The sequence below is a fragment of the Mycobacteriales bacterium genome (assembly GCA_035995165.1).
In the GTDB taxonomy this organism is placed as follows: domain Bacteria; phylum Actinomycetota; class Actinomycetes; order Mycobacteriales; family CADCTP01; genus CADCTP01.
Map to the genome: position 1 here is coordinate 1 of DASYKU010000089.1, position 26903 is coordinate 26903.

At 74.6% G+C, this 26903-nt stretch carries 25 protein-coding genes and 1 riboswitch; of the genes, 13 read left to right on the forward strand and 12 right to left on the reverse strand.

Going from position 1 to position 26903, the window contains the following annotated elements; all coding sequences use genetic code 11:
- Positions 1–540 (reverse strand): TCP-1/cpn60 chaperonin family protein (locus tag VGP36_14335; GenBank protein ID HEV7655892.1); only part of this gene is annotated, 540 nt, incomplete at its 3' end.
- Between the two features lie 238 nt (positions 541–778).
- On the opposite strand from VGP36_14335, the gene VGP36_14340 reads away from it, so the two are divergent.
- Genes VGP36_14340 through VGP36_14350 form a run of 3 tightly spaced genes read left to right on the forward strand, consistent with a single transcriptional unit; the run spans position 779 to position 4694 of the window.
- The gene (locus VGP36_14340) at positions 779–1336 is read left to right on the forward strand and encodes a PadR family transcriptional regulator (protein HEV7655893.1); all 558 of its coding nucleotides are present in this window, start codon (positions 779–781) and stop codon (positions 1334–1336) included.
- Complete coding sequence (locus VGP36_14345; GenBank protein HEV7655894.1) at positions 1333–2070, forward strand: ABC transporter ATP-binding protein; 738 nt, start codon at positions 1333–1335, stop codon at positions 2068–2070. The genes VGP36_14340 and VGP36_14345 overlap by 4 nt, the downstream gene beginning before the upstream one ends.
- Positions 2067–4694, forward strand: a complete 2628-nt coding sequence (locus VGP36_14350; GenBank protein HEV7655895.1) for an FtsX-like permease family protein — start codon at positions 2067–2069, stop codon at positions 4692–4694. The genes VGP36_14345 and VGP36_14350 overlap by 4 nt, the downstream gene beginning before the upstream one ends.
- A 72-nt stretch (positions 4695–4766) precedes the next feature.
- On the opposite strand, the gene VGP36_14355 is transcribed toward VGP36_14350, so the two are convergent.
- From VGP36_14355 to thrC, 4 genes are all read right to left on the reverse strand, one after another.
- Complete coding sequence (locus VGP36_14355) at positions 4767–4976, reverse strand: cold-shock protein (protein HEV7655896.1); 210 nt, start codon at positions 4974–4976, stop codon at positions 4767–4769.
- Between the two features lie 171 nt (positions 4977–5147).
- Entirely contained in the window at positions 5148–5852 is a 705-nt protein-coding gene (locus VGP36_14360; protein HEV7655897.1) for a hypothetical protein, read from the reverse strand.
- Positions 5853–5907: 55 nt separating this feature from the next.
- A complete protein-coding gene (locus VGP36_14365; GenBank protein HEV7655898.1) occupies positions 5908–7182 on the reverse strand; it encodes an FAD-dependent oxidoreductase in 1275 nt (424 codons plus the stop codon).
- Positions 7182–8447 carry a threonine synthase gene (gene thrC / locus VGP36_14370; GenBank protein HEV7655899.1) on the reverse strand — a complete coding sequence of 422 codons (1266 nt, stop codon included), beginning with the start codon at positions 8445–8447 and terminating at the stop codon, positions 7182–7184. Before thrC ends, VGP36_14365 begins: the two co-directional genes overlap by 1 nt.
- Before the next feature lie 8 nt (positions 8448–8455).
- A riboswitch (SAM riboswitch) is annotated at positions 8456–8572 on the reverse strand.
- A gap of 70 nt (positions 8573–8642) precedes the next feature.
- Between thrC and VGP36_14375 the strand changes: the two genes are divergently transcribed.
- The 6 genes from VGP36_14375 to valS all read left to right on the forward strand — a co-directional run bounded on the left by VGP36_14375 (position 8643) and on the right by valS (position 16355).
- Positions 8643–9614: a glucosyl-3-phosphoglycerate synthase gene (locus tag VGP36_14375; GenBank protein HEV7655900.1), complete on the forward strand. Its 972-nt coding sequence runs from the start codon at positions 8643–8645 to the stop codon at positions 9612–9614.
- A gap of 32 nt (positions 9615–9646) precedes the next feature.
- Positions 9647–10474: a hypothetical protein gene (locus VGP36_14380; GenBank protein ID HEV7655901.1), complete on the forward strand. Its 828-nt coding sequence runs from the start codon at positions 9647–9649 to the stop codon at positions 10472–10474.
- Between the two features lie 194 nt (positions 10475–10668).
- Entirely contained in the window at positions 10669–11637 is a 969-nt protein-coding gene (locus tag VGP36_14385; GenBank protein HEV7655902.1) for a helix-turn-helix domain-containing protein, read from the forward strand.
- A gap of 31 nt (positions 11638–11668) precedes the next feature.
- On the forward strand, positions 11669–12796 hold the full coding sequence (locus VGP36_14390; GenBank protein ID HEV7655903.1) for a Vms1/Ankzf1 family peptidyl-tRNA hydrolase: 1128 nt from the start codon (positions 11669–11671) through the stop codon (positions 12794–12796).
- A gap of 11 nt (positions 12797–12807) precedes the next feature.
- Positions 12808–13821, forward strand: coding sequence for an acyl-CoA dehydrogenase family protein (locus VGP36_14395; protein HEV7655904.1), 1014 nt, complete (start codon positions 12808–12810; stop codon positions 13819–13821).
- Between the two features lie 35 nt (positions 13822–13856).
- On the forward strand, positions 13857–16355 hold the full coding sequence (valS, locus tag VGP36_14400) for a valine--tRNA ligase (protein HEV7655905.1): 2499 nt from the start codon (positions 13857–13859) through the stop codon (positions 16353–16355).
- A 163-nt stretch (positions 16356–16518) separates the two neighbouring features.
- Here the strand turns inward: valS and VGP36_14405 are convergent, their stop codons facing one another.
- The gene (locus tag VGP36_14405) at positions 16519–17079 is read right to left on the reverse strand and encodes a CGNR zinc finger domain-containing protein (GenBank protein HEV7655906.1); all 561 of its coding nucleotides are present in this window, start codon (positions 17077–17079) and stop codon (positions 16519–16521) included.
- A gap of 169 nt (positions 17080–17248) precedes the next feature.
- Here VGP36_14405 and VGP36_14410 point away from each other — a divergent pair, with 169 nt between their 5' ends.
- Positions 17249–19465, forward strand: coding sequence for an AAA family ATPase (locus VGP36_14410; GenBank protein HEV7655907.1), 2217 nt, complete (start codon positions 17249–17251; stop codon positions 19463–19465).
- 13 nt (positions 19466–19478) lie between these two features.
- Here the strand turns inward: VGP36_14410 and VGP36_14415 are convergent, their stop codons facing one another.
- Both VGP36_14415 and VGP36_14420 read right to left on the reverse strand, forming a co-directional pair.
- Positions 19479–19799: a hypothetical protein gene (locus VGP36_14415; protein ID HEV7655908.1), complete on the reverse strand. Its 321-nt coding sequence runs from the start codon at positions 19797–19799 to the stop codon at positions 19479–19481.
- A gap of 56 nt (positions 19800–19855) precedes the next feature.
- Entirely contained in the window at positions 19856–20062 is a 207-nt protein-coding gene (locus VGP36_14420; GenBank protein HEV7655909.1) for a hypothetical protein, read from the reverse strand.
- Positions 20063–20244: 182 nt separating this feature from the next.
- Between VGP36_14420 and VGP36_14425 the strand changes: the two genes are divergently transcribed.
- Complete coding sequence (locus VGP36_14425) at positions 20245–20667, forward strand: hypothetical protein (GenBank protein HEV7655910.1); 423 nt, start codon at positions 20245–20247, stop codon at positions 20665–20667.
- A 123-nt stretch (positions 20668–20790) separates the two neighbouring features.
- On the opposite strand, the gene VGP36_14430 is transcribed toward VGP36_14425, so the two are convergent.
- The 4 genes from VGP36_14430 to VGP36_14445 all read right to left on the reverse strand — a co-directional run bounded on the left by VGP36_14430 (position 20791) and on the right by VGP36_14445 (position 24074).
- Positions 20791–21384 carry a LytR C-terminal domain-containing protein gene (locus VGP36_14430; GenBank protein HEV7655911.1) on the reverse strand — a complete coding sequence of 198 codons (594 nt, stop codon included), beginning with the start codon at positions 21382–21384 and terminating at the stop codon, positions 20791–20793.
- A 122-nt stretch (positions 21385–21506) separates the two neighbouring features.
- A complete protein-coding gene (locus tag VGP36_14435; GenBank protein HEV7655912.1) occupies positions 21507–21803 on the reverse strand; it encodes a DUF3263 domain-containing protein in 297 nt (98 codons plus the stop codon).
- Between the two features lie 124 nt (positions 21804–21927).
- Positions 21928–23169 (reverse strand): Glu/Leu/Phe/Val dehydrogenase, encoded by a 1242-nt coding sequence (locus VGP36_14440; protein ID HEV7655913.1) that lies wholly within the window; start codon positions 23167–23169, stop codon positions 21928–21930.
- Positions 23170–23645: 476 nt separating this feature from the next.
- The gene (locus VGP36_14445; protein ID HEV7655914.1) at positions 23646–24074 is read right to left on the reverse strand and encodes an HIT family protein; all 429 of its coding nucleotides are present in this window, start codon (positions 24072–24074) and stop codon (positions 23646–23648) included.
- A gap of 9 nt (positions 24075–24083) precedes the next feature.
- Here VGP36_14445 and VGP36_14450 point away from each other — a divergent pair, with 9 nt between their 5' ends.
- Together VGP36_14450 and VGP36_14455 are read left to right on the forward strand one after the other, a co-directional pair.
- Positions 24084–24995 carry a fused MFS/spermidine synthase gene (locus VGP36_14450; protein HEV7655915.1) on the forward strand — a complete coding sequence of 304 codons (912 nt, stop codon included), beginning with the start codon at positions 24084–24086 and terminating at the stop codon, positions 24993–24995.
- 25 nt (positions 24996–25020) lie between these two features.
- A complete protein-coding gene (locus VGP36_14455) occupies positions 25021–26880 on the forward strand; it encodes a 4-alpha-glucanotransferase (protein ID HEV7655916.1) in 1860 nt (619 codons plus the stop codon).
- Positions 26881–26903: the final 23 nt, after the last annotated feature.

Sequence of the window (26903 nt, forward strand, 5' to 3'; positions counted from 1 at the left end):
GGTGTTGCTCTCCTCGACGGTGATGACGCCTTCCTTGCCGACCTTGTCCATCGCCTCGGAGATGATCTCCCCGACGGTGGCGTCGGCGGCGCTGATCGACGCGGTCGCGGCGATCTGCTCCTTGGTCTCGACGTCCGTGGCGGCGTTGGACAGCGCCTCGGAGACCCGCTCGACGGCCCACTCGATGCCCCGCTTGAGGGCCATCGGGTTGGCGCCGGCGGCGACGTTGCGCAGACCCTCGCGGACGAGAGCCTGGGCCAGCACGGTGGCGGTGGTCGTACCGTCACCAGCGACGTCGTCGGTCTTCTTGGCGACCTCCTTGACCAGCTCGGCGCCGATCTTCTCCCAGGGGTCCTCGAGATCGATCTCCTTGGCGATGGACACGCCATCGTTGGTGATCGTGGGAGCGCCCCACTTCTTGTCCAGCACGACGTTTCGGCCCTTGGGGCCGAGCGTCACCTTGACGGTGTCGGCGAGCTGGTTCATGCCGCGCTCGAGCCCGCGGCGAGCCTCCTCGTCGAACGCGATCATCTTGGCCATGCGGTGATGTCCTCCACAGATCTGGACATTGGCATCGGCCGAGAGGTGCCCGCGACGGACGGTCCCCGGATGTCAGGCGGGGGACCTCACCGTCCCGACCTGGCACTCATCGTACGAGAGTGCCAAGCCCGAGTTTGGCACTCTCGGCGGTCGAGTGCAAGCCGATCGGGACACTGGACCGAGCCTTGGTATACCTGGTATGCATACCCGGTATTCGTACGGTCCGGAGGAGGACACGGTGTCGGTACGACACGGGCTGCTGGCGTTGCTGGCCGAGGGGCCGAGCTACGGCTACCAGCTGCGCACCCGGCTGGAGGCCCGCACCGGCGGGACCTGGCCGCTGAACATCGGGCAGGTCTACACGACCCTGTCCCGGCTGGAGCGGGACGGGCTGGTGGAGGCGGCCGAGGAGGACGGCCAGTCGACGTACAAGATCACCGGGGCCGGGCGGGCCACGGTCACCGACTGGTTCGCCAGCCCGGTCGAGCGCTCGGCGCCGGCCCGCGACGAGCTCGCGATCAAGCTGGCCCTCGCGGTCGGCTCGCCGACGGCCGACGTCCGCCAGGTCGTACAGGTGCAGCGCTCGGCCACGATGCGGGCGATGCAGGAGCTGACCCGGCTCAAGGCCCGCGCCGACGCGGACGCCGACCTGGCCTGGACGCTCGTGCTGGACGCGCTGGTGTTCCAGGCCGAGGCCGAGATCCGCTGGCTGGACCACTGCGAGGCCCGGGTCGCCCGGGCCAAGCGGCCCGCGTCCGTGGACACCCCGGCTCCCGCGACGGAGGCGGCCCGATGAGTGGGCCCGCGGAGCGGGCGGAGCCCGAGACCGTGCTGGAGCTCGACGACGTCAGCCGGGTGCACGGCGAGGGCGCGACCGCGGTGCACGCGCTGCGCGGCGTCTCGCTGTCGGTCCGGGCCGGCGAGCTGGTCGCGGTGATGGGGCCGTCCGGGTCGGGCAAGTCGACGCTGCTGACCCTGGCCGGCGGCCTGGACAGCCCGAGCTCGGGCCGGATCCTGGTCCGCGGCCAGGATCTCGGCACGCTCGGCGCGGCCGGGATCGCGGCGCTGCGCCGCCGCTCGGTCGGGTACGTCTTCCAGGACCTCAACCTCATCCCCGCGCTCACCGCGGCCGAGAACGTGGCGCTGCCGCGGGAGCTGGACGGCGTGAGCGCGCGGCGGGCCCGCAAGCAGGCGATCGCCGCGCTGGACCGGCTCGGCCTGGCCGAGCTGGCCGACCGGTTCCCGGACGACATGTCCGGCGGGCAGCAGCAGCGGGTCGCGATCGCCCGGGCCATCGTCGGCGAGCGCACGCTGCTGCTGGCCGACGAGCCGACCGGCGCGCTGGACTCCGAGACCGGCGAGGCGGTGCTGCGGCTGATCCGGGCCCGCTGCGACGACGGGGTGGCCGGCGTGCTGGTCACCCACGAGGCCCGGCTGGCCGGCTGGGCCGACCGGATCGTCTTCCTCCGGGACGGGGTGGTGGTCGACGAGACCCGCCCGCTGGAGCCGGCCGAGAGCCTGCTGCGGTGATCCTCGCGCGCTGGCGGCCGGTGCTGCGGGTGGCCCGGCGGACGGCCCGGCGGCACCCGGGCCGGACCGTGCTGGTCGCGGCGCTGGTGGCCGCGCCGGTGCTGGGCACCGCGTTCCTGGACACCGCGTTCCGGACCCAGAACCTCGACCCCGGTACGCAGGCGACCCGCACCATGGGCGCCGCCGACGGGACGCTCTCGGTCAGCGACTACGCCCGCATCCAGGTCACCGGGACCACGTACCAGGCCTCCGACGGGACACCGCAGCGCGACGCCGCGACGGTCGACCCGGCGACGTACCTGCCGGCCGGGACGCGACTGCTGCCGCGGCCGCCGGACGGCACGGTCGCCTTCGTCACCGGCGACCGGACCACGCTGGCCCGCACCACCGAGCTGGCCTGGACCGACCCGGCCGCCGCCGGCCTGCTGTCCGTACGGTCCGGGCGGCCGGCCGGGGCGCCGGGCGAGCTGACCCTCTCCCCCGCGCTGGCCGACCGGCTCGGGGTCCGGGTCGGGCAGGTCGTCCGGCCGGCCGGGACGCCGGCGCAGACGGTGGTCGGGCTGGCCGCCGACCCGGCCTGCCTGTCCTGCCAGTTCGCGGCCGGGCTGCCGGGCTGGACCGGGAAGGAGTCCCCGACGCCGGTGGACTACCTGGTCACGCTGCCGGCGGGGGCGAGCGCCGACGTCGCGCTGCAGCAGAAGCTGGCCGCCGCCGGGCTGTTCCTGTCCCCGCGCGACGCCGTGCTGCACCCCGGGCGCTGGGCCGCCCCGGACGGCGGTGGCGGCGGCGACCCGACCCTTCTCGCGGTGATCGTGCTGGTCGCGGGGCTCGGCCTGCTGGAGGTCGTGCTGCTGGCCGGGACGGCGTTCGCGGTCGCGGCCCGGCGGCAGGTGCGGGACTCCGCGCTGGTGCTCGCCAACGGCGGCCGGCGCGCGGACGTCCGCCGGATGCTGCTGGCGCAGGGGGCCGTGCTCGGCGGGATCGGCGCGGCCGCCGGGCTGGTGCTCGGCGTGCTGGCGGTGCTGGCCGCCCGGCGACCGCTGGAACGGCTGACCGACCAGGAGTTCGGCCGGCTGGTGGTCTCGCCGCGGGACCTGGGCATAGCCGCGGTGGCCGGCGTCCTGGCCGGGCTGGCCGCCGCGGTCGTCCCGGCCTCGAGCGCGTCCCGGGTCCCGGTGGTGGCCGCGCTGGCCGGCCGGCAGGGACGACCGGGCCGGGCCCGGCACCAGCTGGCCGCCGCGGCCACGGTCGCCGCGGTCGCGGGGCTGGTGATCGCCGGGCTGGTCGCCTGGCGCTGGGCCGCGGCCCGCCGCGCCGGCGCCGACGGCCTGGTCTATCCGCTGGGCCTGGTGCTCGGCTTCGGGCTGACGATGGTCGCGCTGACCGTGCTGGCACCGACGCTGGTCGGGCTGGCCGGCCGGTTCGGCGGGCGGCTGTCGCTGACCGGGCGGCTCGCGCTGCGGGACGCCGCCCGGCACCGGCACCGTACGGGTCCGGCGGTCGGGGCGGTCATGGTCGCGGTGGCGGGCTCGGTCGCGGTGGCGTTCGCGGTGGCGAGCTACGACCAGCGGGACCGGGATGCGTACCAGCCCGCGCTGCCGGCCGGCTGGGCCTCGGTCTACCTGAGCCCGGACGACGGGACCGCGTCCTCGTCCGGGTCCGGCAGCCAGGCCGACCAGCTGGCCGCGGTCCGGTCGGCCGCGACCGAGCTGCCGACCGCGGCGATCGTCCCGGTCCGGGCGGCCCAGCTGCCGGGCGACAAGGGCGACTACCCCGGGCTGGTCCAGGTGCTGCCGGCCGGCCCGGAGGGCTGCGGGAACGCGCAGTCGACCTCCGACGTGGCCGTGGGATCGGGCGACGCCGGGCTGGTGGCCGGCGCGCGGTCGGCGGGGGCGGCGACCGCCGCGCTGGCGGCGGGCCGGGTGGTCGTCACCCTGCCCTGCCTGATCCGGGACGGGACGACGCGGCTGCAGATCACCGGCCCGGCCTCGTCGGCCGAGGACGCGGCGCCGCCGGCGGAGAAGACGGTCACGCTGCCGGCCGTGCTGCTGGAGAACCCCAGCTTCTACGGGATTCCGCTGGCGGTGATCAGCGACGCGACCGCGCGGTCGCTCGGGGCCGCGCCGCAGACCACCCTGGTGGTGCTGGAGAACAGCCGGATGCCGACCAGCGCCGAGGAGGACCGGGCCCAGACGGCGCTCGGGCCGGTGGGGTCCTCGCTGCAGGTCGAGCGCGGCTACGGCCGGCCGTACCTGCCCGGGTTCATCGCGCTGATCGGCGGGGCCGGGCTGGTGACCCTGGCCGGCGTCGCGATCTCGGTGACGCTGTCGGCCGCGGAGGGCCGGGCCGACCTGGCCACGCTGGCGGCGATCGGGGCGCCGCCGCGGCGGCGGCGCGGGCTGGCGATGGTGCAGGCGGCGTTGATCGCCGGGCTGGGAGTGGGGCTCGGCGTCCTGCTCGGCGCGGTGATCGGGCTGACCATCATGTCCGGACTGAACGGCTACCCGCTGGTGGTGCCGTGGTCGACGGTGCTGCTGGTCGGCGTCGGCGTACCGGTCCTGGGAGTGCTGGCGGTCGGGCTGCTGACCCGGTCCCGGCTGCCCATGGTGCGGCGGCTCGGCTGAACCTGTCCGGACCGGCCGGAGGCATCGCGGCAGCCCGGTCCCCACCGGGGGAACCGGGCCGCCGGTGTCAGGTCAGTTCTCGACGAGGAAACGGACGGCGTCCGCCTGGGGACCCTTCTGGCCCTGCGCCACGTCGAACTCGACGCGCTGGCCCTCCTCGAGGGACTTGTAGCCGTCCATCTGGATGGCCGAGTAGTGGACGAACACGTCCTGCCCGCCGTCCACGGCGATGAAGCCGTAGCCCTTCTCGGCGTTGAACCACTTCACGGTGCCCTGTGCCACGTGCACTCCTACCTCGGGGCGATCGGACCCCGCACCGCACGGAACCCGGGTCTTAGCCACCGGTCCCGCACTTGCCGTGTGCACGCCTTGCGAGGACGTGATGCTCGCGCCCGAAACCTGAACCTCGACCGAGCGGGACGGTACACGAAACCAGTCCCGTGAAACACCGTCTCAGCGGTCCAGTTCGGCGGCCAGATCGGCGGCTCCGGAGCCGTCCGCGGCCCGCCGCAGACCCGCGTACGTGACGGTCGCGAACGCCGTCGCCAGCACCGAGAACGGCAGCGCCACCAGGGCCCGGACGACCTGGGACGGACCGCTGGGCAGGGCCTGGACCGCGGCCCCGGCCAGCGCGCCGTAGAAGGCGGCGGCGAACAGGCCGGCCGCGCAGCGGGCGATCGTGCCGGCCAGCCGGCGGTTCACCAGCGCGGCGGCCCGGCGCAGGCCGGCGCCCTCGACGACGACCGCGCCCGGCAGGGCGGCCGCGCCGACCGCGGCGACGTAGAGACCGGGCAGCACCGCGAGCGCCAGCCCGGCCAGGGTCAGCACCGCCGTCAGCGCCGACCAGCCCAGCAGCAGCGGGGTCCGCCGGACGCCCGCGGTCAGCGCCGCCGACACCGCGGTCGGGCGGCCGGCAGCCTCCCGGATCGTGAGGTCGACCGACGCGGCCTGGGCCAGCGTGATCGCGGCCGCGCCGAGCAGGCCGGCGAGGACGTCGCCGACTCGGCCCACGTGCGACAGTCCAAAGGCGACAGCGCCGGCCGGGAGGAGCACGGCCAGCTGCAGGACGAGCAGCGGGCGGCCGCTGCGGCGCAGGACCCCGGCTACCCGCCGGGCCCACCCGGACAGCGTCTCCGCCGCCAGCGCATCCTCCCCCACGCCCGAATCATCCCGCCCGCCCGCGCGCCGCTCCGCGCGGGCCGCCCTCCGGGGGTCAGGCGGTGAGGGAGCGGGCGGGGGTGACGCGGCCGGCGGGGTCGCGTTCGCGGCGGATGCGGGCGAGGTCGGCCGCGTGGGACGGGAGCAGCGCGTCCGGCGCGGTCGGCTGCCCGTCGCGCAGGGCGGCGAAGGACCGGCCGGAGTCCACCGGCGCGGCCGCGGCGAGGACCGCGGCCAGGTCGTCGAGCGTCCCGGGCTCGCCGGCCGCGCCGGTCGCGTGCAGCAGGAACGGCGCCGGTGCCGACGTCAGCGCGCCGTGCGGACCCGGCACCGTGCCGACGTGCCGGACCTCGACCTCGCCGAGGGATCCGGCCGCGGCGAGGATGTCCGCGGTCGCCGCGGCCGAGGTGAGGAACCGGCTGTCGCCCAGCGCCGGCACCGGACCGGGCGGGTCCAGGTGGATCGCGCCCAGCCCGGACGTCGGCATCTCCCCGACCGCGGCGACGACCGGCGCCGGCAGCGCGCCCGCCACCGCGGCCGAGAACGCCTGTCCCGCCGCGAGATCCGTCGCGCAGACCCCGAGGTATGCGACCGGGGCACCGCGGACCGGTTCCACCGGCGCCATCCCGAGCCGCCCGAGCACCGTGCTCACCGACTCCGGCAGCCGGTCCACCAGCCCGGCCCAGACGCCGGCCACGTCGCCCAGCGCCTCCTCCGGCCAGAGCAGGTAGCCCGCCCACACCGGCCCGGCCGGCACCAGCCCGAACTCCAGCTCGGTCGCGACCCCGATCCCGCCGCCACCGCGGAAGACCCAGAGCGCCTCGGGGTCGACGGCCTCGGAGGTTGTCCGGACAGCTCCGGCAGCGTCCACATAGGACACTGCGGTGAGGCGGGCGGCGGCCAGCCCATGGGCACGGGCCAGCCAGCCGATCCCGCCGTGGAAGGTGTAGCCGGCCACGCCGACCCCGGCCGAGGTCCCGGCCAGTCCGGACAGGCCGGAGGACCCGGTCACCGCGGCCACGTCGCCCCAGGTGGTCCCGGCGCCGACGACCGCGGTCCGGGCGGCCCGGTCCACGCTGACGGACACCAGCCGGGAGGTGTCGACCAGCAGCGTCCGCTCGTCCAGCTCGCCCGCGGCACCGTGCCCGCTGCACTGCACCGCCACCGTCAGCCCGGACCGCTCGGCCAGCCGGACCGCGTCGACCACGCCCTCGTACGACCGGACCCGCGCGACGAGCGCCGGCCGCTGCACCGCCGACGCCGTCCACGGCGAGGTCACCGCGCCGTACCCCGGGTCGGACGGCCGCAGCAGGTCCAGCGAGGAGTCCATCAGCCGATGAGCCCGGCTTCGCGGGCGGAGCGGAGCGTGGGCTTGACCGTCATGGTCGGGCCCAGCCGGCCGGCGACCGCGTCGAGCGTCTTGAGCCCGTCACCGGTGTTGTAGATGACGGTCTCGGCCGCGGGGTCGAGCGCGCCGGCCGCGAGCAGCCGGCGCAGCGTCGCCACCACGACCCCGCCCGCGGTCTCGGCGAAGATCCCGGTCGTGCGGGCCAGCAGCTGGATGCCGTCGCGGATCTCCTCGTCGCCGACGTCCGCGATGGCCCCGCCGGACCGCCGGACCGCGTCCAGCGCGTACGGCCCGTCGGCCGGGTTGCCGATGTTGAGCGACTTCGCGATCCCGGTCGGCTTGACCGGCTCGACCACGTCCCGCCCGAGCGCGAACGCGGTCGAGATCGGCGCGCACCCCGAGGACTGGGCCCCGAACACCCGCCAGGGCGAGGAGTCCACCAGCCCCAGCGACACCAGCTCCCCGAACGCCTTGTCCACCTTGGTCAGCAGCGATCCCGACGCCATCGGGATCACGACCTGCTGCGGCAGCCGCCAGCCGAGCTGCTCGGCCACCTCGTAGCCGAGCGTCTTGGACCCCTCGGCGTAGTACGGCCGGACGTTGACGTTCACGAACGCCGTCGCCTCGAACTCGTCGGTCTCCTGCAGCTCCGAGCAGAGCCGGTTGACGTCGTCGTACGAGCCCTCGACCGCGACCAGGGTGCCGCCGTACACGGCCGTCTGGACGATCTTGGCCGGCTCCAGGTCGGCCGGGACGAGCACGATCGAGTCGAGCCCGGACCGGGCGGCGTGGGCCGCCACCGAGTTGGCCAGGTTGCCGGTAGAGGCGCAGGCGACCCGGGTGAAGCCGAGCTGCTTGGCCGCGGTCAGCGCGACCGAGACGACCCGGTCCTTGAACGAGTGGGTCGGATTGGCGCTGTCGTCCTTCACCCAGAGCGAGCGCATGCCCAGCTCGGCCGCCAGCCGGTCGGCCCGCACCAGCGGAGTCATCCCGGGGTTCAGAGTCACCCGGGCCCGGGCATCCTGTCCCACCGGGAGGAGGGCCGAGTAGCGCCAGATCGAGTGCGGCCCGGCCTCGATGCTGGATCGCGTTAACCCGGTCAGCGCATCATGGTCGTAGCCGACCTCGAGCGGGCCGAAGCACTCGAAACACGCGTGCTGCGGACCGAGAGGGAAGCGGGCTCCACAGTTGCGGCAACGAAGCGAGTCGGCGGCAGAGGAGGTCGAGGCGTCGGCAGTCAGGGTCACTTACAGTCCTCTCATCTTCCCCGGGCAAGTGAATCCCGGGACGGAGTTGGCACCTGCCGCGGTTGTTCAGGCGGTGGTTGCCGGGGCTTCATCGGGCCGTGTCCCTCTGCCCCTCTGGATGAGGCGTGCGTTCAGTTGTACTTGCCATTCAAGCACGAGTGGCCGAGCTGGGGGCCCCACGGAAGGGGATGGTGCATGCAGGAAGACGTCAGGCGCTGGTTCGAGACGCGGACCTCACGTGCCGCGGACTGGCAGGCGTCCAGACTCGTGGACGTCAAGGGTGACACCCGCATCAGCGTGGTGCTTCCGGCCCTGAACGAGCAGGAGACGGTCGGCGCGATCGTCTCCACGATCCGTACCAGGCTGGTCGAGCGGCACGGGCTGGTCGACGAGCTGGTCGTGATGGACTCCGGCTCCACCGACGGGACGTACGACGCCGCGGTCGAGGCCGGGGCCAAGGTCGTCCGGCGCGAGGAGGTGCTCGGCGAGTTCGAGCCGCTGCCCGGCAAGGGCGAGGTGTTGTGGAGGTCACTCGCCGCGACGACCGGCGACGTCCTCGTCTTCGTCGACTCCGACCTGCACGACTTCACCCCGAACTTCGTCACCGGACTGCTCGGCCCGCTGCTGACGAACCCGTCGGTGCAGCTGGTCAAGGCCACCTACGACCGGCACCTCAGCCACGGCGAGACCGTGATGCCGGCCGGCGGCGGCCGCGTCACCGAGCTCGTCGCCCGGCCCGTGCTGAACATGCACTGGCCCGAGCTGGCCGGCTTCGTCCAGCCCCTCTCGGGGGAGTACGCGGCCCGCCGCGAGCTGCTGGAGCAGCTCCCCTTCCCCACCGGGTACGGCGTGGAGATCGGCCTGCTGGTCGACGCGCTGCGGCTGGTCGGGCTGGACGGGCTGGCCCAGGTCGACCTGTCCCGGCGCAAGCACCGCAACCAGGAGATCGGCAAGCTCGGCCGGATGTCGAGCGAGATCCTGCAGGTCGCGTTCGAGCGACTGCGCCGGGAGGGCCGGCTGGAGATGCCGCCGGTGGCGACCGAGCTCACCCAGTTCGAACGCGCGGAGGACGACTACGTGCTGCTGACGCTGGACATGGTGCCCTCGGAACGGCCGCCGCTGCGGACCGTGCCGGAGTACATGACCCGCTATCGCAAGGCTAGCTAGCTTCTTGGTCGTTCCGCCGGTTAGCTGGCTCCGTGAAGGTCCTCTACACCGACCTGGACGGCACGATGGTCGGTCCGTACGGCAACTTCTTCGCCGCGGACGACCGTTCCCCGACGCTGGCGCCGGCCCGGGCGCTGCTGGAGCTGCACCGGGCCGGCGTCGCGCTCGTGCTGGTGTCCGGGCGCACCCGCGCCCAGCTGGTCGAGGCGGCCCGGATCTTCGGCGCGGACGGGTTCGTGGCCGAGCTCGGCGCGCTGGTCGGCTGGGACCGCGGGCGGTCGTCGGAGGCGCTGCCGGGCGCGATGCCGGCCGAGTACGCGGGACGGCTGCCCATCGAGGTGATGGCCGCCGCCGGGCTGCCGGACGCGCTGTTCGCCCGGTATCCGGGCCGGCTGCAGTGGCACGCGCCCTGGCACGCCGGGCACGAGGCCGACGCGATGATCCGCGGGCTGGTGGACGTCGCCGAGGCCGAGGCCTGGCTGGCCCAGCAGGGCCTGGGCTGGCTGCGGCTGCGGGACAACGGGGTGCTGGCCGGGCGGACCTGGCCGGAGCTGGTGCCGCAGGCGCACCCGCCACACATCTACCACCTGATGCCGGACGGGCTGTCCAAGGGCGGCGCGGTCGCCTGGGACCTGCAGCGGCGCGGGCTCTCGCCGCAGGACGCGGTCGCGATCGGGGACAGCGCCAGCGACCTTGGCATGGGCGCGGCCGTCGGCACGATGTGGGTCACCGCGAACGGTGCCGCCGCGCCGCACATGACACCGCCGATCGAGGCAGCACGCGCGACCGGCCAGGACGTCCGGGTCACCGCGGAGCCGGTCGGTGTCGGCTGGGCCGAGGCCGTGCTCAGCTCGCTGTGACCCGGCGCCCGATCCCGGTCAGCTGCGGTTCCAGTTGTTGTGGGATTCGCGGGAGTCGACGCCCCAGAGCAGGGAGGCGACGGCGAGGGACAGGAAGACGAGAAGCAGGACGACGGGTTCCATGTCGACCATAATCCTCTGGTCTGGACCACCGTACGAGTGGCAGAAGCACTGATCTTCGTTAAGATCCTGCCATGCTCCGTACGCCGCCCGGCCGGTCCGTCGCTGTCCTCGGTACGGCCGGCCTGTCCGCCTTCGAACTGGGCGTCGCCTGCGAGGTCTTCGGCACCGACCGGTCCGACCGCGGCATCCCGAACTGGGACTTCGCGGTCTGCCTGGACCAGCCCGGACCGGTCCGGACCCGGTCCGGCTTCACCGTCGACAGCCCGTACGGGCTGGAGCGGCTGGCCGGCGCCGACCTCGTGATCGTGTCGAGCTGGCCGCGCCTGGACGTGGCTCCGCCGCCGGCGGTGATCGACGCGCTGCATGCGGCCCTGGACCGCGGCGCCTGGGCCCTCGGCTTCTGCTCGGGCACGTTCGCGCTGGCGTACGCGGGGCTGCTGGAGGGACGGCGGGCGACCACGCACTGGTTCTACGCGGACCGCTTCCGGGCCCTGTTCCCGGCCGTCGAGCTGGACGCGGACGTGCTCTACGTGGCCGAGACGGCGGTCATGACCAGCGCCGGCACGTCCGCCGCGGTCGACCTCTCGCTGCAGGTGCTGCGCGAGATCGACGGCCCCGAGGTGGCCAACGCGGTGGCCCGGCGGATGGTGGTGCCGCCGCACCGGGACGGCGGGCAGGCCCAGTTCGTCGAGCACCCGCTGCCGCCCGACGGCGACCACGACCTGGCCGACCTGCTGGCCTGGATGGCCGACCACCTCGCCGACGACCTGACGGTGTCCGGGCTGGCCCGGCGGGAGCACCTGTCCGAGCGGACCTTCGCCCGCCGGTTCCGGGCCGAGACCGGGACCACCCCGCACCACTGGCTGACGTGGCAGCGGGTGCTGCTCGCGCAGCGGCTGCTGGAGACCACCGACCTGGACGTGGACCAGATCGCCCGCCGGGTCGGCTTCGGCGGCGCGGCCACCCTCCGGCACCACTTCTCCGGCCGGGTCGGTACGTCCCCGCAACGGTACCGCCGCACGTTCCGCCGGGCGGCGTGATCGACCGGCGGTTCAGGGGTAGGCAACCGGCATGACCCGTCTCGACACCTGGTCCGACCTGCTCGCCACACCCGGTCCGTACGCGACGGCGTACCTGGACGCGTCCCGGGCCAAGGAGCTCGGCCCGCAGGAAGTAGCCGGCCGCTGGCGGGCGCTGCGGTCCGAGCTGGCGACGCAGGGCGCCGACGCGGCCACGCTCGACGCGATGGAGGCCGCGGTCGGCGGGCACGCCGACGTCTCCGGCGCGCACGGGCAGCTGCTGGTCGCCTCCGGCGGCACGCTGCGGATGGACGGCGTGCTGCCCGGGCCGCCGCGCCGGGAGACCGCCCGCTTCGGCCCGCTGCCGCATCTCATGCCGCTGGTCGCGCAGCTCGGCCCGACCGTCCCGCACGTGTTCGTGCTGGTCGATCGGGTCGGCGCGGACGTGACCGTGCACGGGCCGGGCGGCAAGCGGACCGCCACCGTCGAGGGCGACGACTCCGAGGTGCACAAGACCGCGGTCGGCGGCTGGGCCCAGAACCGCTACCAGCACCGGGCCGAGAACCTCTGGGAGGCCAACGCGCGGCAGGTCGCCGAGACCGTCGAGTCCGCTGTCCGGCGGGTGGCCGCGGAGGTGGTCGTCGTCGCCGGTGACGTCCGCGCTCGCGGCGCGCTGCTGGACGCGCTCGGCGAGCACGCCCGCTCGCTGGTCGTGCAGCTCGAGCACGGCGGCCGGGCCGACGGCGGCGACGAACCCAAGCTCACCGCGGCGGTCGAGGAGGCGGTGGCCCGGGTCGCCGCCGACCGGGACAAGGCCGTCACCGACCGGTACGCGGAGGCCGCCGGCCGGGCCGGCTCCGGCGTCGGCGACGTGCTCGCCACCTCCGGGCTGGCCGGCACGGTCGCCGCGCTGCGTCAGGCCCAGGTGGAGACGCTGCTCGTCGTCGACGACCCGGGCACGGACGCGACGGCCTGGATCGGGCCGGAGCCGACCCACCTGGCGCTGACCGAGGAAGAGCTGACCGAGCTCGGCGTCCGGGAGCCGGTGCGGGAGCGGCTGGACGCCGCGCTGGTCCGCGCGGTCGCCGGGACCGACGCCTCTATCGTCACGCTCGCGCCGGGGCAGCTCGACCTGACCGACGGCCTCGGCGCGACGCTGCGCTATCCGGTGGTGCAGTAGCTTCTTCCGTCGTGACGCTCCTGGAGACGGCACGGCGGATCGCGGACGACGTGCTGTTCCCGGCGGCGGCGGCGGTCGACCGGGCCGACCAGGTCCCGGTGCTGCAGCTGGAGCTGCTCGCCTCCGCCGGGCTGTACGGGGCGGCCGCGCCGGCGTCGGTCGGCGGCGCCGACCTCGACCTGCCGGCGTTCGGGCAGGTGGTGGAGGCGCTGGCGAGCGGCAGCCTGGCCACCACGTTCGTCTGGACCCAGCACCACGGGCTGGTCCGGGCGCTGGCCGAGCCGGACGCCCCGGCGGTGCTGCGGGCGGACTGGCTGCCCGCCCTGGCGGCCGGCTCGGCCCGGGCCGGGGCCGCGTACGGCGGGCTGCTGCCGGGGCCGCCGCGGTTGCGGGCGACCCCGAACCCGGCCGGCGGCTGGCTGCTGTCCGGCGAGTCACCCTGGGTCACCGGCTGGGGGCTGGTCGACGTGCTGCACGTGGCCGCCCGCGGACCCGAGGACACCGTGGTCTGGCTGATCGTGGACGCGGTCGAACGACCGGGCCTGACCGCGCAACGGCAGCGGACGGTCGCCGCCGACGCCGCCTCGACCGTACGGCTGGAGTTCGCCGGGCTGCCGGTGCCGGCGTCGCGGGAACGGGCCGTCGTCCCCTACGGGGCTGCCGGGTTCACCGGGCCGCCGCTGCGCAGCAACGGCTCGCTCCCGCTCGGGGTCGCCGGCCGGTGCGTCTCGTTCCTCACCGGCAGCGCCGCCGACGAGCTCGGGGCCGAGATCGCCGCCTGCCGGCGGGCCCTGGACGACGCGATCACCTCGCCCGACGAGGACGCGATGCCCTCCGCCCGGGCGGCCGCGTCCGAGCTGGCGGTCCGGGCCGCGGCCGCGCTGGCGGTGTCCACGGGCAGCGCGGCCGCGCTGGCCGGCAGCCACGCCGAGCGGCTGAGCCGGGAGGCGTTGTTCCTGCTCGTCTTCGGCTCCCGCCCGCGGATCAAGGCGTCCCTGCTGGACCGCCTCTCCGGCCTGGGCTGACCTTTTCGCCTTGCCCTGCGACGTACGGTTCCGGCATGGACGCGCTCCCGGATCGGCCGTCGCTGGACGGCCTGGAAGAGAAGTGGGCCGCGCGCTGGGACGCCGCCGGCACGTACCGCTTCGACCGCTCCCGCTCCCGCTCCGAGGTCTTCTCGGTCGACTCGCCGCCGCTGACCGTCAGCGGCTCGCTGCACATCGGGCACGTCCTGTCCTACACCCACACCGACCTCGTCGCCCGCTACCAGCGGATGCGCGGCCGGGCCGTGTTCTACCCGGTGGCCTGGGACGACAACGGGCTGCCGACCGAGCGCCGGGTGCAGACCGTGTTCGGGGTGCGCTGCGAGCCGACCCTGCCGTACGACCCGGACTTCCGGCCACCGTCCACTCCGGACTCCCGCCGCCCGGTGCCGGTGAGCCGGCAGGGTTTCGTGGAGCTCTGCGAGCAGCTGGCGGCCGAGGACGAGACCGTGTTCGCCGCGGCCTGGCGCCGGCTGGGGCTCTCGGTGGACTGGTCGCTGGCGTACTCGTCCATCGACGCGCGGTCCCGCCGGACGGCGCAGCAGGCGTTCCTGGACGACCTCGGCCGCGGCGACGCGTACCGGGCGGACGGGCCGACGCTGTGGGACGCCGACTTCGGCACCGCGGTGGCCCAGGCCGAGCTGGAGGACCGCGAGGTCGACGGGGCCTGGCACTCGCTCGCGTTCGGACAGTACACAGTGGACACCACCAGGCCCGAGCTGCTGCCGGCCTGTGTGGCCGTCGTCGTGCACCCCACCGACCCCCGGTACGCCGCGCTGGTCGGGACCACCCTCCGGACGCCGGTGTTCGGCGTGGAGGTGCCGGTGCTCGCGCACCGGCTGGCGGAGCCGGACAAGGGCACCGGGCTGGTGATGGTCTGCACGTTCGGCGACCTCACCGACGTGACCTGGTGGCGGGAGCTCGGGCTCCCGACCCGCCCGGTGCTCGGCCGGGACGGTCGCTTCCTGGCCGCGCCGCCGGACGGTGTCGGCCCGCCGTACGAGGAGCTGGCCGGGCTGACCGTGTTCTCGGCCCGCAAGCGGACGGTGGAGCTGCTGCGCTCGGCCGGCGCGTTGCGCGGGGAGCCGCGGCCGGTGCGGCACACGGTCTCCTTCTACGAGAACGGCCGCCGCCCCCTGGAGATCGTCGCGAGTGGACAGTGGTACCTGCGCAACGGCTCCCGGGACCCGGAGCTGCGGGCGGCGCTGCTGGCCCGCGGCCGCGAGCTGCACTGGCACCCGGACTTCATGCGGACCCGCTACGAGGACTGGGTCCGCGGCCTGGCCGGCGACTGGCTGGTCAGTCGGCAGCGGTTCTTCGGCGTGCCGATCCCGCTCTGGTACGGGATCTCCGCCGACGGGTCGGCGGACCACGGGACGATCCTGCTGCCGGCCTCGCTGCCGGTCGACCCGGCCGTCCACGCGCCGCCCGGGTACACCGCGTCGCAGCGGGATCAGCCGGGCGGGTTCACCGGCGAGCGGGACGTGCTCGACACCTGGGCGACCTCGTCGCTGACCCCCTGGATCGCCGGCGACCGGTACGGCGACCCGGACCTGTTCGAGCGCGTCTTCCCGTACGACCTGCACCCGCAGGCGCACGAGATCATCCGGACCTGGCTGTTCACCGAGGTGCTGCGCTCGCACCTCGCGCTGGACCGGCTGCCCTGGTCGGACGCCGCGATCTCGGGCTGGGTGCTGGACCCGGACCGCAAGAAGATGTCGAAGTCGCGCGGCAACGTGACGACGCCGGCCGAGCCGCTGGAGCGATTCGGGGCGGACGCGGTGCGGTACTGGGCGGCGTCGGCCCGGCTCGGGGTGGACACCGCGTACGACCCCGGGCAGCTGCGGGTCGGGCGGCGGCTGGCGGTGAAGCTGCTCAACGTGGCCCGGTTCGTGCTCGGGCTCCCGTACTCCGGCGGCGCGCCCACCGCGGCCGTCGACCGGGCCGCGCTGGCCCGGCTGGCCGACACGGTCGCCACCGCCACCGAGGCCTTCGACTCCTACGACCACGCCGGGGCGCTGGCCGCGGCCGAGGCGTACGCGTGGTGGTTCTGCGACGACCACGTGGAGCTGGTGAAGTCCCGCGCGTACGGGGCGACCGACCCGGCCGGTGCCGCCTCCGCGGTGGCCGGGCTGCGGGCCGCGCTGGACGTGCTGCTGCGGCTGCTCGCGCCGACGCTGCCGTTCAGCACCGACGAGGTCTGGTCCTGGTGGCACGACGGCTCGATCCACGCCGCGGCCTGGCCGGCGGCGTCCTCGCTGCGGGCCGCTGCCGGGACGGTCGACCCGCGACTGCCGGAGCTGGCTTCCTGGGTGCTGGGCGAGGTCCGCCGGGCCAAGAGCGGTGCGCACGTCTCGGTGCGCGCGGCGGTCTCGACGCTGGCGGTGTCGGCCGACGAGGGTCAGGTGGTGATCCTGCGGGCCGCGGCCGTCGACCTCGCGCTGGCCGCGGGCGCGACCCACCTGGAGCTGGAGCCGACCGCCGAGCCGCCGGCGGTGGAGGTCATCCTGGCCTGAGGCCGTCCAGGACGCCCTCGGCGAGAGCCCGGCGCGTGCTGCTCGCCGGGCCAGCGGCGTGGGCCTTCACCGAACGGGATGCCGTCGAGCACCCAGCCCGGGTCGTCGGGAACGCTCATCCGGACGACGCGAGGCCCGGAACCCTTCGACGAGGGTCGAAGGCTCAGCCGGAGACGCTGGCGGTCGCCGAGGTGTTCTTGGCCCGGGCGCGGAAGGCAGCGACGTTCGTCCGGTTGGCGCAGCTCTCCGAGCAGAACCGGCGCTGAGCGTTGCGGGAGACGTCGACGTACACGCATTCGCAGTCGGAGGCCCGGCAGACGCCCAGCCGGGCCATGCCGTAGTCGCAGAGCACGATCGCCAGGCCCATCGCCGTGCTGGCCTGCACCCGGTGCAGCGGGTCGGCCTCGGCCGGCGCGTAGTGCAGGTGCAGCCGGCCACCGTGTCCGGTCAGGTACGGATGGGTGACGACCACGTCGAGGAGCTGGTTGAGCAGGTGCGCCGCGTCGTCGGCGTCGTCGGCCGCGAACACGTTGTGGAGGTGGCCGGCCCAGCCCCGCAGCCCCGCCTTCTCGCGGACGGACAGCGTGCGGTTCATCACGCCGAACTCGCGCAGTGAGGTCTCGAGCAGGTCGCCGTCGTCGACGTCGGGCTCGGCTCCGTACACAGCGTTGACGATGGCCACGGCCAGCCCGACGCCGTCACTGCGGTACCCACTGCTGTCCATGTGCTCCTGCTCCCTGCACAGCCAACTCCGCGGCGGCTCCGTTGCCGAACCGCGCATCCCGACGGTAACGCGAACGCTGTGACTCGCGTACCAGTTCCTCTCCTGGCTGACGTCACTCGTGCCCGTTCGGTTGCCATGCCGTGATCTGTTTCCAGCCTAGACTCCCCGGGTGACAAATCCGGCGTCCGACCGGCGCGCGTTGACGCTGACCGCACGGCTCACCACCGCCCGGCTCGACGCCCGGCGCGGCGTGGTCCGGCTGCACCGGGAGGTGCTGGCCGCGCTCGGCCTCGCGCCCTGGGACGCGGTCCGGCTGACCGGCGCCCGGACCACCGGCGCGGTCGCCGCCGTCTCCGACGGGGCCCGCGGCGAGCTGCTCTGCGACGACCTGCTGCTGGGCAATCTCGGCGTCCGCGACGGCGACCCGGTCACGGTCGCGCCGGCCAACCTGAACGAGGCCCGCCGGGTCGTGGTCGCCGGCGCCGCCGACGCGATGACCGCGGTCCGGCCGACGATGCTGCGAGAGGCGCTGCTCGGCAAGGTCGTCACCGCCGGTGACAACGTCTCGCTGCTCCCCCAGGACGCCGCCCCGGGTGCGTTGCGCGGTGCCGCCTCCGCCCGCCGCAGCCTGTCGACCGCGATGGGCATGGCCTGGACCACGACGTTGCTCACCGTGACCGGGACGGAGCCGGAAGGGCCGGCGCTGGTGACCATGGGCACCGTCGTCGGCTGGCGGGACGGCGCCTCGACCACCGGCAGCGCGACCCCGGCGCTGGCCGGCGCGACCGCCGGCGGCGGCCCGGCCGAGGACGACCCGGCGCCCGCGATCGAGGACCTGCCCGGGCTGCAGTCCCAGGCCGGGCAGCTGCGGGAGTGGCTGGACCTCGGCTTCCACCACACCGACGTGCTGGCCCGGCTCGGGACGACCCCGCAGCTCGGCATCCTCGTCACCGGCCCGGCCGGGTCGGGCAAGACCACGCTGGTCCGGTCGGTCGCGGCCGCCGTCGGCGCCTCCGTCGTACGGCGGTGGGCGCCCGGGATCGCCGCGCTGGAGGCGTCCGCGGCCGCGTCGGCGCTGCGCGAGGCGGTGGCCGAGGCCTCCCGGCGTACGCCGGCGGTGCTGCTGATCGAGGACGTCGAGGCGCTGGCGCCGCGGGAGGACGCCAAGCCGGTCGCGACCGTGCTGCTGGACGTGGTCTCCCGGGCGGTGACCGCGCCCGGGGTCGCGGTGATCTGCACCAGCGCCCGGCCGGAAGGGGTGTCGCCGGAGCTGCGGCGGCCGGGGCGGCTGGACCACGAGCTGTCCGTACCACTGCCGGACCGGGCCGGGCGCCGCGCCCTGCTGGACGTGCTGCTGCGGTCCTCCCCGCTGGCCTCGGACGTGCACCTGGACGAGATCGCGGAGAAGACGCCGGGATTCGTGGCCGCCGACCTGCTGGCGTTGCGCCGGGAGGCGGCGATCCGGGCCGCGCTGCGGCAGAAGGACGTCGCCAACCCGATGATCTTCGCCGACGACCTGCTCGGCGCGCTGGAGGTGGTCCGGCCGACGGCGATGTCCGAGTCCACTTTGGACATCCCCGACCTGACGCTGGACGACGTGGGCGACATGACCGAGGTGAAGCAGGCGCTCACCGAGACCGTCCTCTGGCCACTGTCCTATCCGGACACCTTTGCGCGGCTGGGTGTCCAGCCGGCCCGCGGCGTGCTGCTGTACGGGCCACCCGGCTGTGGCAAGACGTTCCTGGTCCGGGCGATGGCCGGGACCGGGCAGGCGAACGTGCTCTCGGTGAAGGGCGCCGAGCTGCTGTCGAAGTGGGTCGGCGAGTCGGAGCGGGCCGTCCGGGAGCTGTTCCGGCGGGCCCGGGAGGCAGCGCCGGCACTGGTGTTCCTGGACGAGGTCGACGCGCTCGCCCCCGTACGGGGCCAGTCGACCGACAGTGGCGTCGCCGATCGGGTGGTGGCGGCCCTGCTCACCGAGCTGGACGGGATCGAGGGGCTGCAGGACGTCGTCGTGGTCGGCGCCACCAACCGGCCCGACCTGGTCGACCCGGCGCTGCTGCGGCCCGGGCGGATGGGCCGGCTGGTCTTCGTGCCACCGCCGGACGCGGCCGCGCGGGGCGACATCCTGCGGGCCACGGTGAAGCGGACCCCGCTCGGCGAGGGGATCGACCTGGACGCGGTCGCCGCCGACACCGAGGGGTACAGCGGGGCCGACCTGACCGCGCTGGTCCGGGAAGCGGCGCTCGCCGCGATGCGCCGCGACCTGGACGCGCCCGAGGTCACCGCCGCGGACATGACCGCGGCCCGCCGCAACGTCCGCCCGTCCCTGGATCCCACCCAGGTAGCCGCCCTCGCCGCGTTCGCCTCCCGCCGCCAACCCGCCTGAGCGGGTCTAGCACTCAGACGGCCCGGTTCAACAAGGGAGCCCAGGCGTCGCGTACGTGCGGAGAGAGCCAGAGCGTCGGCCAGAGCCCGGCGAGGATCTCGGCGTCGAGAAGCGTGCAGACGTCCTCCTCGAGACCCTCGGTGAGCACGATGCTGTAGAGCAGGTCCCGCTCGGCGGGGTCGGTGAGGTCGAGGGTGCGGGGGGCGCCGGTGCCGGACCAGTAGAGCCGGTGCGGCAGGGTGATCCGGCCCGTCGTCGGGCCGCGCAGGCAGGACAGGTCCGCCGGCACGGCCACCGGCGCCGACCAGCGTCGACCCGGATGCGGTGTGGACACAACCACAGGGTGCCCGCGCGGGCGGAGCCGATCAAGCGACGCCGCCCGCGGCCGGGTCAGAGCGTCGTGCAGGGTTGGAAGGGGGCGCCGACGGCGAGGGATTTGCCGCTGTCGCTCTCCACCGCGACGCCGACGATCCCGAGCTGGAAGACCTCGCCCGCGACCTTGTCGCAGATGTCCTTGCCCACCTGGGGGTCGGTCGACGGCGTCTTGACCCAGACGACCGTGCAGCCCTCGGGGAGGGAGACCTCGGTCACGGACATCCCGCTCAGCGCGGCCTTCGCCGTCGGGATCGCCCCCGAGCACTCCCCGGACCCGCCGCCGGACCCCGCCGCGCGGCGGCGGCGACGGACACTACGTCCTCGTCGCCACGATCGTCGGGCCGGCCGAGGAGCCGGAGATCAGATCGGGCTTGGGAAGCCTTGTCCTCGGCAGTCAGGTGCGAGTGCACTGGCACCGCGAGTCGCCCGTCCGGCGCGCCGAATTGGCGCTGGCGGTCGCGGACCTGAATTGTGACTCGGTGGTGATCGTGGGCACGCCGGTCGATCCACGTCGGCAGGACCGGGCTCGCCGGCAGTGCCTCGAACGGTTGCTCTGGGACCTGCGTACACGATCGGTCGGCCTCGTTCGGGCCGAGTCGCGCGGGCCGGAGCGCGACCGGGCCGACACCACCGCTCTCGCCGGCTTCCGGCGCAAGAACGTGATGCCGGCCGGCATGCGCTTTGAACACGGCCTCCCGGCGCAGGACCGATGTCTCTGGTTGCCGGACACCGTGGCCGGAGCCATTCTGGCTGACCTCCGCGGGGATTCCAGGTATCGAAAGCCGCTGGACCACTCGCTCCGAGTGCTGCTCGTGGAGCTCGGCTGACAGCGCGAGAGCCGGGCGCCCGCCGTCCGGCGGGAGGTCCCGGCTCCACTTCCGAACCCCTGGGATCCGGCGGATTCAGTATGGGCGTTGATCCTCGCTGCGGGCAAGGCCGGGGCGGTCGGCTCACCAGTCCTTGGTGATGACGAGGACTATGCCGGCGGGGGTGGGCGGGAGGCCGGCGTAGCGCGGGAGGACTTGGTTGACCTGGGAGAACTCGCGGGCCAGCTCGCGGGCCGCCGCCTCCTGGGCCGCGTTCCCAGGGGTGTAGTAGACCGTGGTCACCTCGAGCCGGCCGGCGAAGTTGCCGACCTGGGCGACCTGCCAGCCCTGGGCCTGGACCTGGGCCGCGGCCCGGTCGGCCAGGCCCTTGATCACCGAGTTGTTCAGCACGGTGACCGGTGCGCGGGCCGCGGAGGTCCGGGCGGGCGGCGCCGGCGTCGGCGTCGGAGTGGTCGGCCGCGGCGTCGGACTCGCGGACGGCTCGGTCGACGGCTCGGTGGCGGAAGCGGCGGTCGGGGTGGGCGCGGACGTCGACGGCGCGGACGTAGACGGCGCAGACGAGGACGCCGGCGCGGGCGCGGCTCCGGACGTGCCCGGCGACCCTCCGCCGAGCGCGACGACGCCGACGATCAGCAGGGCCACTCCGACCAGCGCCACGAGCACGCCGACCAGCCGGGCGCCGCCGGGCGCGGCCAGCGCGGACCGCAGCCGGGCCACGGGTGGTCTCCCTCCGGTCGATGGTGGCGGTGCCGCCATCGATAGTCCCAGGATTTCCTCTTCCGGCGGGTCCCCCGAACCGCCGTTGAGGTCGTCGAACGTGAAGCGGGCTATCGGAGCCTCTAGGGGCTTTCGATGCCCAGGCGCCGGGCCGAACGCGCACGCTGCCGGCTGGCGCGCAGTCTGCGCAGCCTCTTGACCAGCATCGGATCGGCCGCGAGGGACTCGGGTCGGTCGATCAGCGCGTTGAGCACCTGGTAATACCGCGTCGCGGACATGTCGAACAGGTCCTTGATGGCCTGCTCCTTGGCGCCCGCGTACTTCCACCACTGCCGCTCGAACGCGAGGATCTCGCGCTCGCGCCGGGTCAACCCGTCAGCCGGCTCCGCGCCGTCGGCCGGGTCTGCCGGCGGGTTCAGTGCTTCGGCGGCGTCCACGGTCTCGCTTCCTCCGACGCAGTACAGGGCGATTGGCTGGGGGCCATTCAAGCATGCGGCGACGACAAGACCGGCCCGGCGCGCCGCAGCCCGGTCAGGGGTCCGGTCAGGGGTAGAGCCCCCGGGTCCGGTGGGCCTCCGCGACCCGGCCGACGCCGATCATCTGCGCCGCGGTCCGCATCGACACCTTCCGCTCGGCCGCCAGCGCCGCGACCTGCCCGTACGCCCGTTCCATCAGGGCCTTGAGCCGGTCGTTGACCTCGTCCTCGCTCCAGAAGTACGCCTGCAGGTCCTGGACCCACTCGAAGTACGACACCGCGACGCCGCCGGAGTTGGCCAGCACGTCCGGCACCACCAGCACGCCGTTCTCGGCCAGGATCGCGTCCGCGTCCGGGGTGGTCGGCCCGTTCGCGCCCTCGACCACGAACCGGGCCCGGACCTTGGCCGCGTTGTCCTCGTGCAGGACGCCCTCGAGCGCGGCCGGGACCAGGATGTCCACGTCGAGCTCGAGCAGCTCCTCGTTGGAGATCCGGTCGGTGCCGGGGTAGCCGACCACCGTGCCGGCGCCACCGCGCACGTGCCGCAGCAGGCCCGCGGTGTCCAGGCCGGAGGCGTCGTACACGCCGCCGCCGACGTCGGAGACCGCGACGACCGTGCAGCCGGCGTCGTGCAGGAACTGCGCCGCCAGGCCGCCGACCTTGCCGAAGCCCTGGACGGCGACGGTCGCCCCGCGCGCGTCGACGCCGGCGTCCTTCAGCGCGCTGAAGGCCGCGTACATCACCCCGCGGCTGGTGGCGCCGCCGCGGCCCTCGGAGCCGCCGACCGAGACGGGCTTGCCGGTGACGACGCCGGTGACCGTGTAGCCGGAGTGGATGGAGTAGGTGTCCATCATCCAGGCCATGGTCTGCTCGTCGGTGCCGACGTCCGGCGCCGGGATGTCGCGCTCGGGGCCGATGATCGGGATGATCTCCGACGCGTACCGCCGGGTGACCCGCTCCAGCTCGTTGCGGGAGAGCACCTTGGGGTCGACGGCGACACCGCCCTTGGCCCCGCCGTACGGCACCCCGATGAGGGCGCACTTCCAGGTCATCCACATCGCCAGCGCCCGGACCTCGTCGATGTCCGTGGCCGGGTGGAAGCGGACACCGCCCTTGGCCGGCCCCCGGGTCAGGTTGTGCTGGACGCGGTAGCCCGTCAGGACCTCGACGTGCCCGTCGTCGTGCCGCAGGGGCACGGCCACGGTGAGCTCGCGGCGCGGTGTCCGCAGCAGCTCGTGGAATCCGTCGTCGAGGCCGAGCTCTCGTACCGCCTCGGCGAGCTGGTGCTGGGCTGACTGCCAAGCCGACATCCGTGCCACAAGAACACCCCTGTGCGAACGCTCACCGGCGATCGCCGTTGACCGCCGGACCGATACGACTGTACCCGGACATGCCGGAAGGCCGGCGTCCACTTCGGACACCGGCACCCGACCGTGCAGGTTGGTGCTGTGACTAGCCGAGGACCTTCTTGGTCGACGGCATGTCGCTGAGCTTGCCGGCACCCGGCGCCAGCTTCGTCTTCGCCGACGCCGACTTCGCGCTGGTGTCGACACCGAACGGAGCGCAGTTGAAGCAGGTGCCGCCCCGGATGTGCCGGAGCCGACGAACAGCGGGAGTGCGCCGGCGACCGCGGCTGCGGCCACCAACGACACCGCCACCCGGCGACGAGTGGACCTGCGAGAGACCCCAGGTAGTGAAGCAGACGGTGCCGGCGCGGTCCCCCGGGCTCGGCTGAGGGACCTTACCCAGATCTCACCGACAGTCCCGGCCGACACACCTGAAGTCACTAGTTGCTCAGCAGAAACGCGCGGATGCGCTCCGCGTACCCTTCTGGTGGATCTTCGTCCGTGTACGGATGGCGCGGCCCGAGCCAGAAGCGCAGCCCGTCCTTGGGCTTGCGCGGGATGACGTGCAGGTGCAGATGGGGTACGGACTGGCTCACGACGTTGTTGACCAGCACCATCGACCCGGGCACGTCCAGGCCCTGCTCGACCGCGACCTCCAGCCGCTGCGCGGTCAGCGCGAACTCCGGCACCAGCTCGGCCGGCAGCTCCTTGTACGTGGTGACGTGCACCTTCGGGACCAGCAGCACGTGGCCGTGGAAGACCGGCTTGGTGTCCAGGAAGGCCAGCAGGTCGGGGGTGTCCAGCACCGTGACCGCCGGCAGCTCGCCCGAGATGATCCGGCAGAACGTGCAGGTTCCCGCGCGTGCCACCCTGGGATCATGCACCGCCGCAGCTCCGTGCGGGACGCCGGGCGGCGTCCCTCCCCCGCACTCCCGCCCGTCCCGCCGTACGACCTGCAGGCCACGCATACCGTCGTGAGCATCGAGGGCGACCCGTCCCGGCCGTCGGGCCGGATGATCTTCCTCGACGGCCACGAGAGCTCGTACGTGGACCTGGCCGACCCGACCCATCTCGAGTTCTCCTACGTACGGCGTATCGGGGACGTCCTGGACCTGCTGCGGCCGCCGCGGCAGCCGATCGAGGTGCTGCACGTGGGCGGCGGCGGCTTCACCCTGCCCCGGTACGTCGCGGCGACGCGGCCCCGCTCCCGCCAGATCGTCTTCGAGTACGACGGCGAGCTGGTCCGGATCGCCCGCGAGCACCTCGGGCTGGCGGCCTCACCCGGGCTGCGCGTCCGGGTCGGCGACGCCCGGGCCCGGCTGGCCGAGCGGCCCGACGCCAGCGCGGACGTCGTCATCGGCGACGCGTTCTCCGGCGTCGTGGTGCCGGCCCACCTGGCCACCGTCGAGTTCGCCCGGGAGGTACGCCGGGTGCTGCGCCCGGACGGCGTCTACCTCCTCAACGTCATCGACTGCCCGCCGCTGCGGGTGTCCCGGGCCGAGGCCGCGACCCTGCTGCGAGCGTTCGCGCACGTCGGGCTGGTGGCCGAGCGGGACCTGCTGCGCGAGCGGGACGCGGGCAACGTGGTGTTCCTTGCCTCTTCCGCGCCGCTGCCGCTGGACGGAGTCCGCAAGGCGGCCTCCCGCGGGGCGTTCCCGGACGACGTGCTCGACCGGGCCGCGGTGACGACGTTCGCCGGGTCGGCCGCGGTGGCGACCGACGACACGGTCGAGCGGTGGGCGAAGATCGCCCCGCCGCCGGACCTGCCGGTGCCGCTGCATGGTGAGTGACGGACCGAGCGGGTAGGGCGACTGCGTGGATCTGGAGCAGCGGGCCGCTGAGGCCGGCGTGGCGACGTCGTACCTGGACTGGGAGCGGAAACAGCGCGCCGTCGCCCCCGAGGCGATCGAGGCCACCCTCGATCTGGTCGGGCCGCCGCCGAAGCGGGCGTTGGTGACCACCGGGCCGGCGCCGGTCGGCGGTCCTGTTCAGCTGGAAGGCGGCCGGACCACCACGGTCGCGTCCGGCGACGCCCTGCCGGACGGCGTGCACCAGCTGCCGGACGGGACCCCGGTCGTGGTCGCGCCGTCGGCGCTGCCCGACCCGGCCGACGGCGGCCGGCTCTGGGGCTGGCAGGTGCAGCTCTACCAGCTGCGCTCGGCCCGGTCCTGGGGCATCGGGGACTACGCCGACCTGCGCACCCTGGCCCGGGAGACCGCGGCCCAGGGCGCCGGCGTGCTGCTGGTCAACCCGATGCACGCGGTGACGCCGGTGCTGCCGATCCAGACCTCGCCGTACTTTCCCTCCTCCCGGCGGTTCGCCGACCAGCTCGCGGTCGCGGTGGACGCGCTGCCGGAGTACGGCTCGGCGCCGGCCGAGCTGCGGGACCAGGTCGACACGCTGCGGCCGCCGAACGCCGAGCTGATCGACCGGGACGCGGTCTGGCGGGCCAAGCGGGTGGCGTTGGCCCTGCTGGTCCCGCCGGACGCGCCCGCCGAGACCGACCACGACTGGTCCGGGCCGGAGGGGTTCGCGGTCTTCTGCGCCCTGGCCGAGCAGTACAGCGCGGACTGGCGGACCTGGCCGGAGGACCTGCGGACGCCGGGACCGGCCGCGCTGATGGCGGCCGACCCCGAGCTGGTCCGGCTGCACCGCTGGATCCAGCGGCGCGCGGTCGAGCAGCTGGACGCGGCCCAGCAGGAGGCCCGCGACGGCGGCATGGCGGTCGGCATCGTGCACGACCTGGCCGTCGGGGTGGACCCGGCCGGCGCCGACGCCTGGCTGCAGCCGGGCGAGCTGGCCTCGGGAGCGACCGTCGGGGCGCCGCCGGACGCGTTCAACCAGCGCGGGCAGGACTGGGGCTTCCCGCCGTTCCTGCCCGCACGGCTGGCCGAGACCTCGTACGAGCCGTTCCGGCAGGTGGTCCGGGCGGCGTTGCAGCACGGCGGCGGGCTGCGGGTCGACCACGTGATGGGACTGTTCCGGCTCTGGTGGGTGCCGGCCGGGCGCGGGGCGGCCGGCGGGACGTACGTCTCCTACGACGCGGCGGCGATGATCGCGGCGGTCGTGCTGGAGGCGACCCGGGCCGGCGCGCTCGTCGTCGGCGAGGACCTCGGCACCGTCCTGCCCTCCAGCCGGGTCGCGCTGGACAAGGCCGGGGTGCTCGGCTCGGCCGTGCTCTGGTTCTCCCGGGAGGAGGACGAGATCACGCCGTTGCGGCCGGCGGACTACCGGGAGCGGGCGGTGGCGAGCGTGTCCACCCACGACCTGCCCACCGCGTACGGGCTGCTGGCCGACGAGCAGGTCCGGATCCGGGCCTCGCTCGGCCAGCTGGACCGGCCGGAGGACGAGGAACGCAAGCGGGTCGGCGAGGAGAAGGACCGGCTGCTGGCGATGATGCGGGCCGAGGGCCTGGCCCGCTCCGGAGCCTCGGACGAGGAGCTGGTGCTGGACATGTACCGGACGCTGATCAAGACGCCGTGCCGGGTCGTGCTGGCGATGCCGGCGGACGCGGTCGGCGACATCCGCCAGCCCAACCTCCCGGGCACGCTGGACGAGTACCCCAACTGGCGGCTGCCGCTGGCCGACGGCAGCGGCACCGAGGTCCCGCTCGAAGCCTTCCTCGCCTCCCCCACCACCGCGCGCCTCGCCACCCTCCTCAACACCGGCCTGTGAGGTCGGCGCCGTGGTGGGGGGTC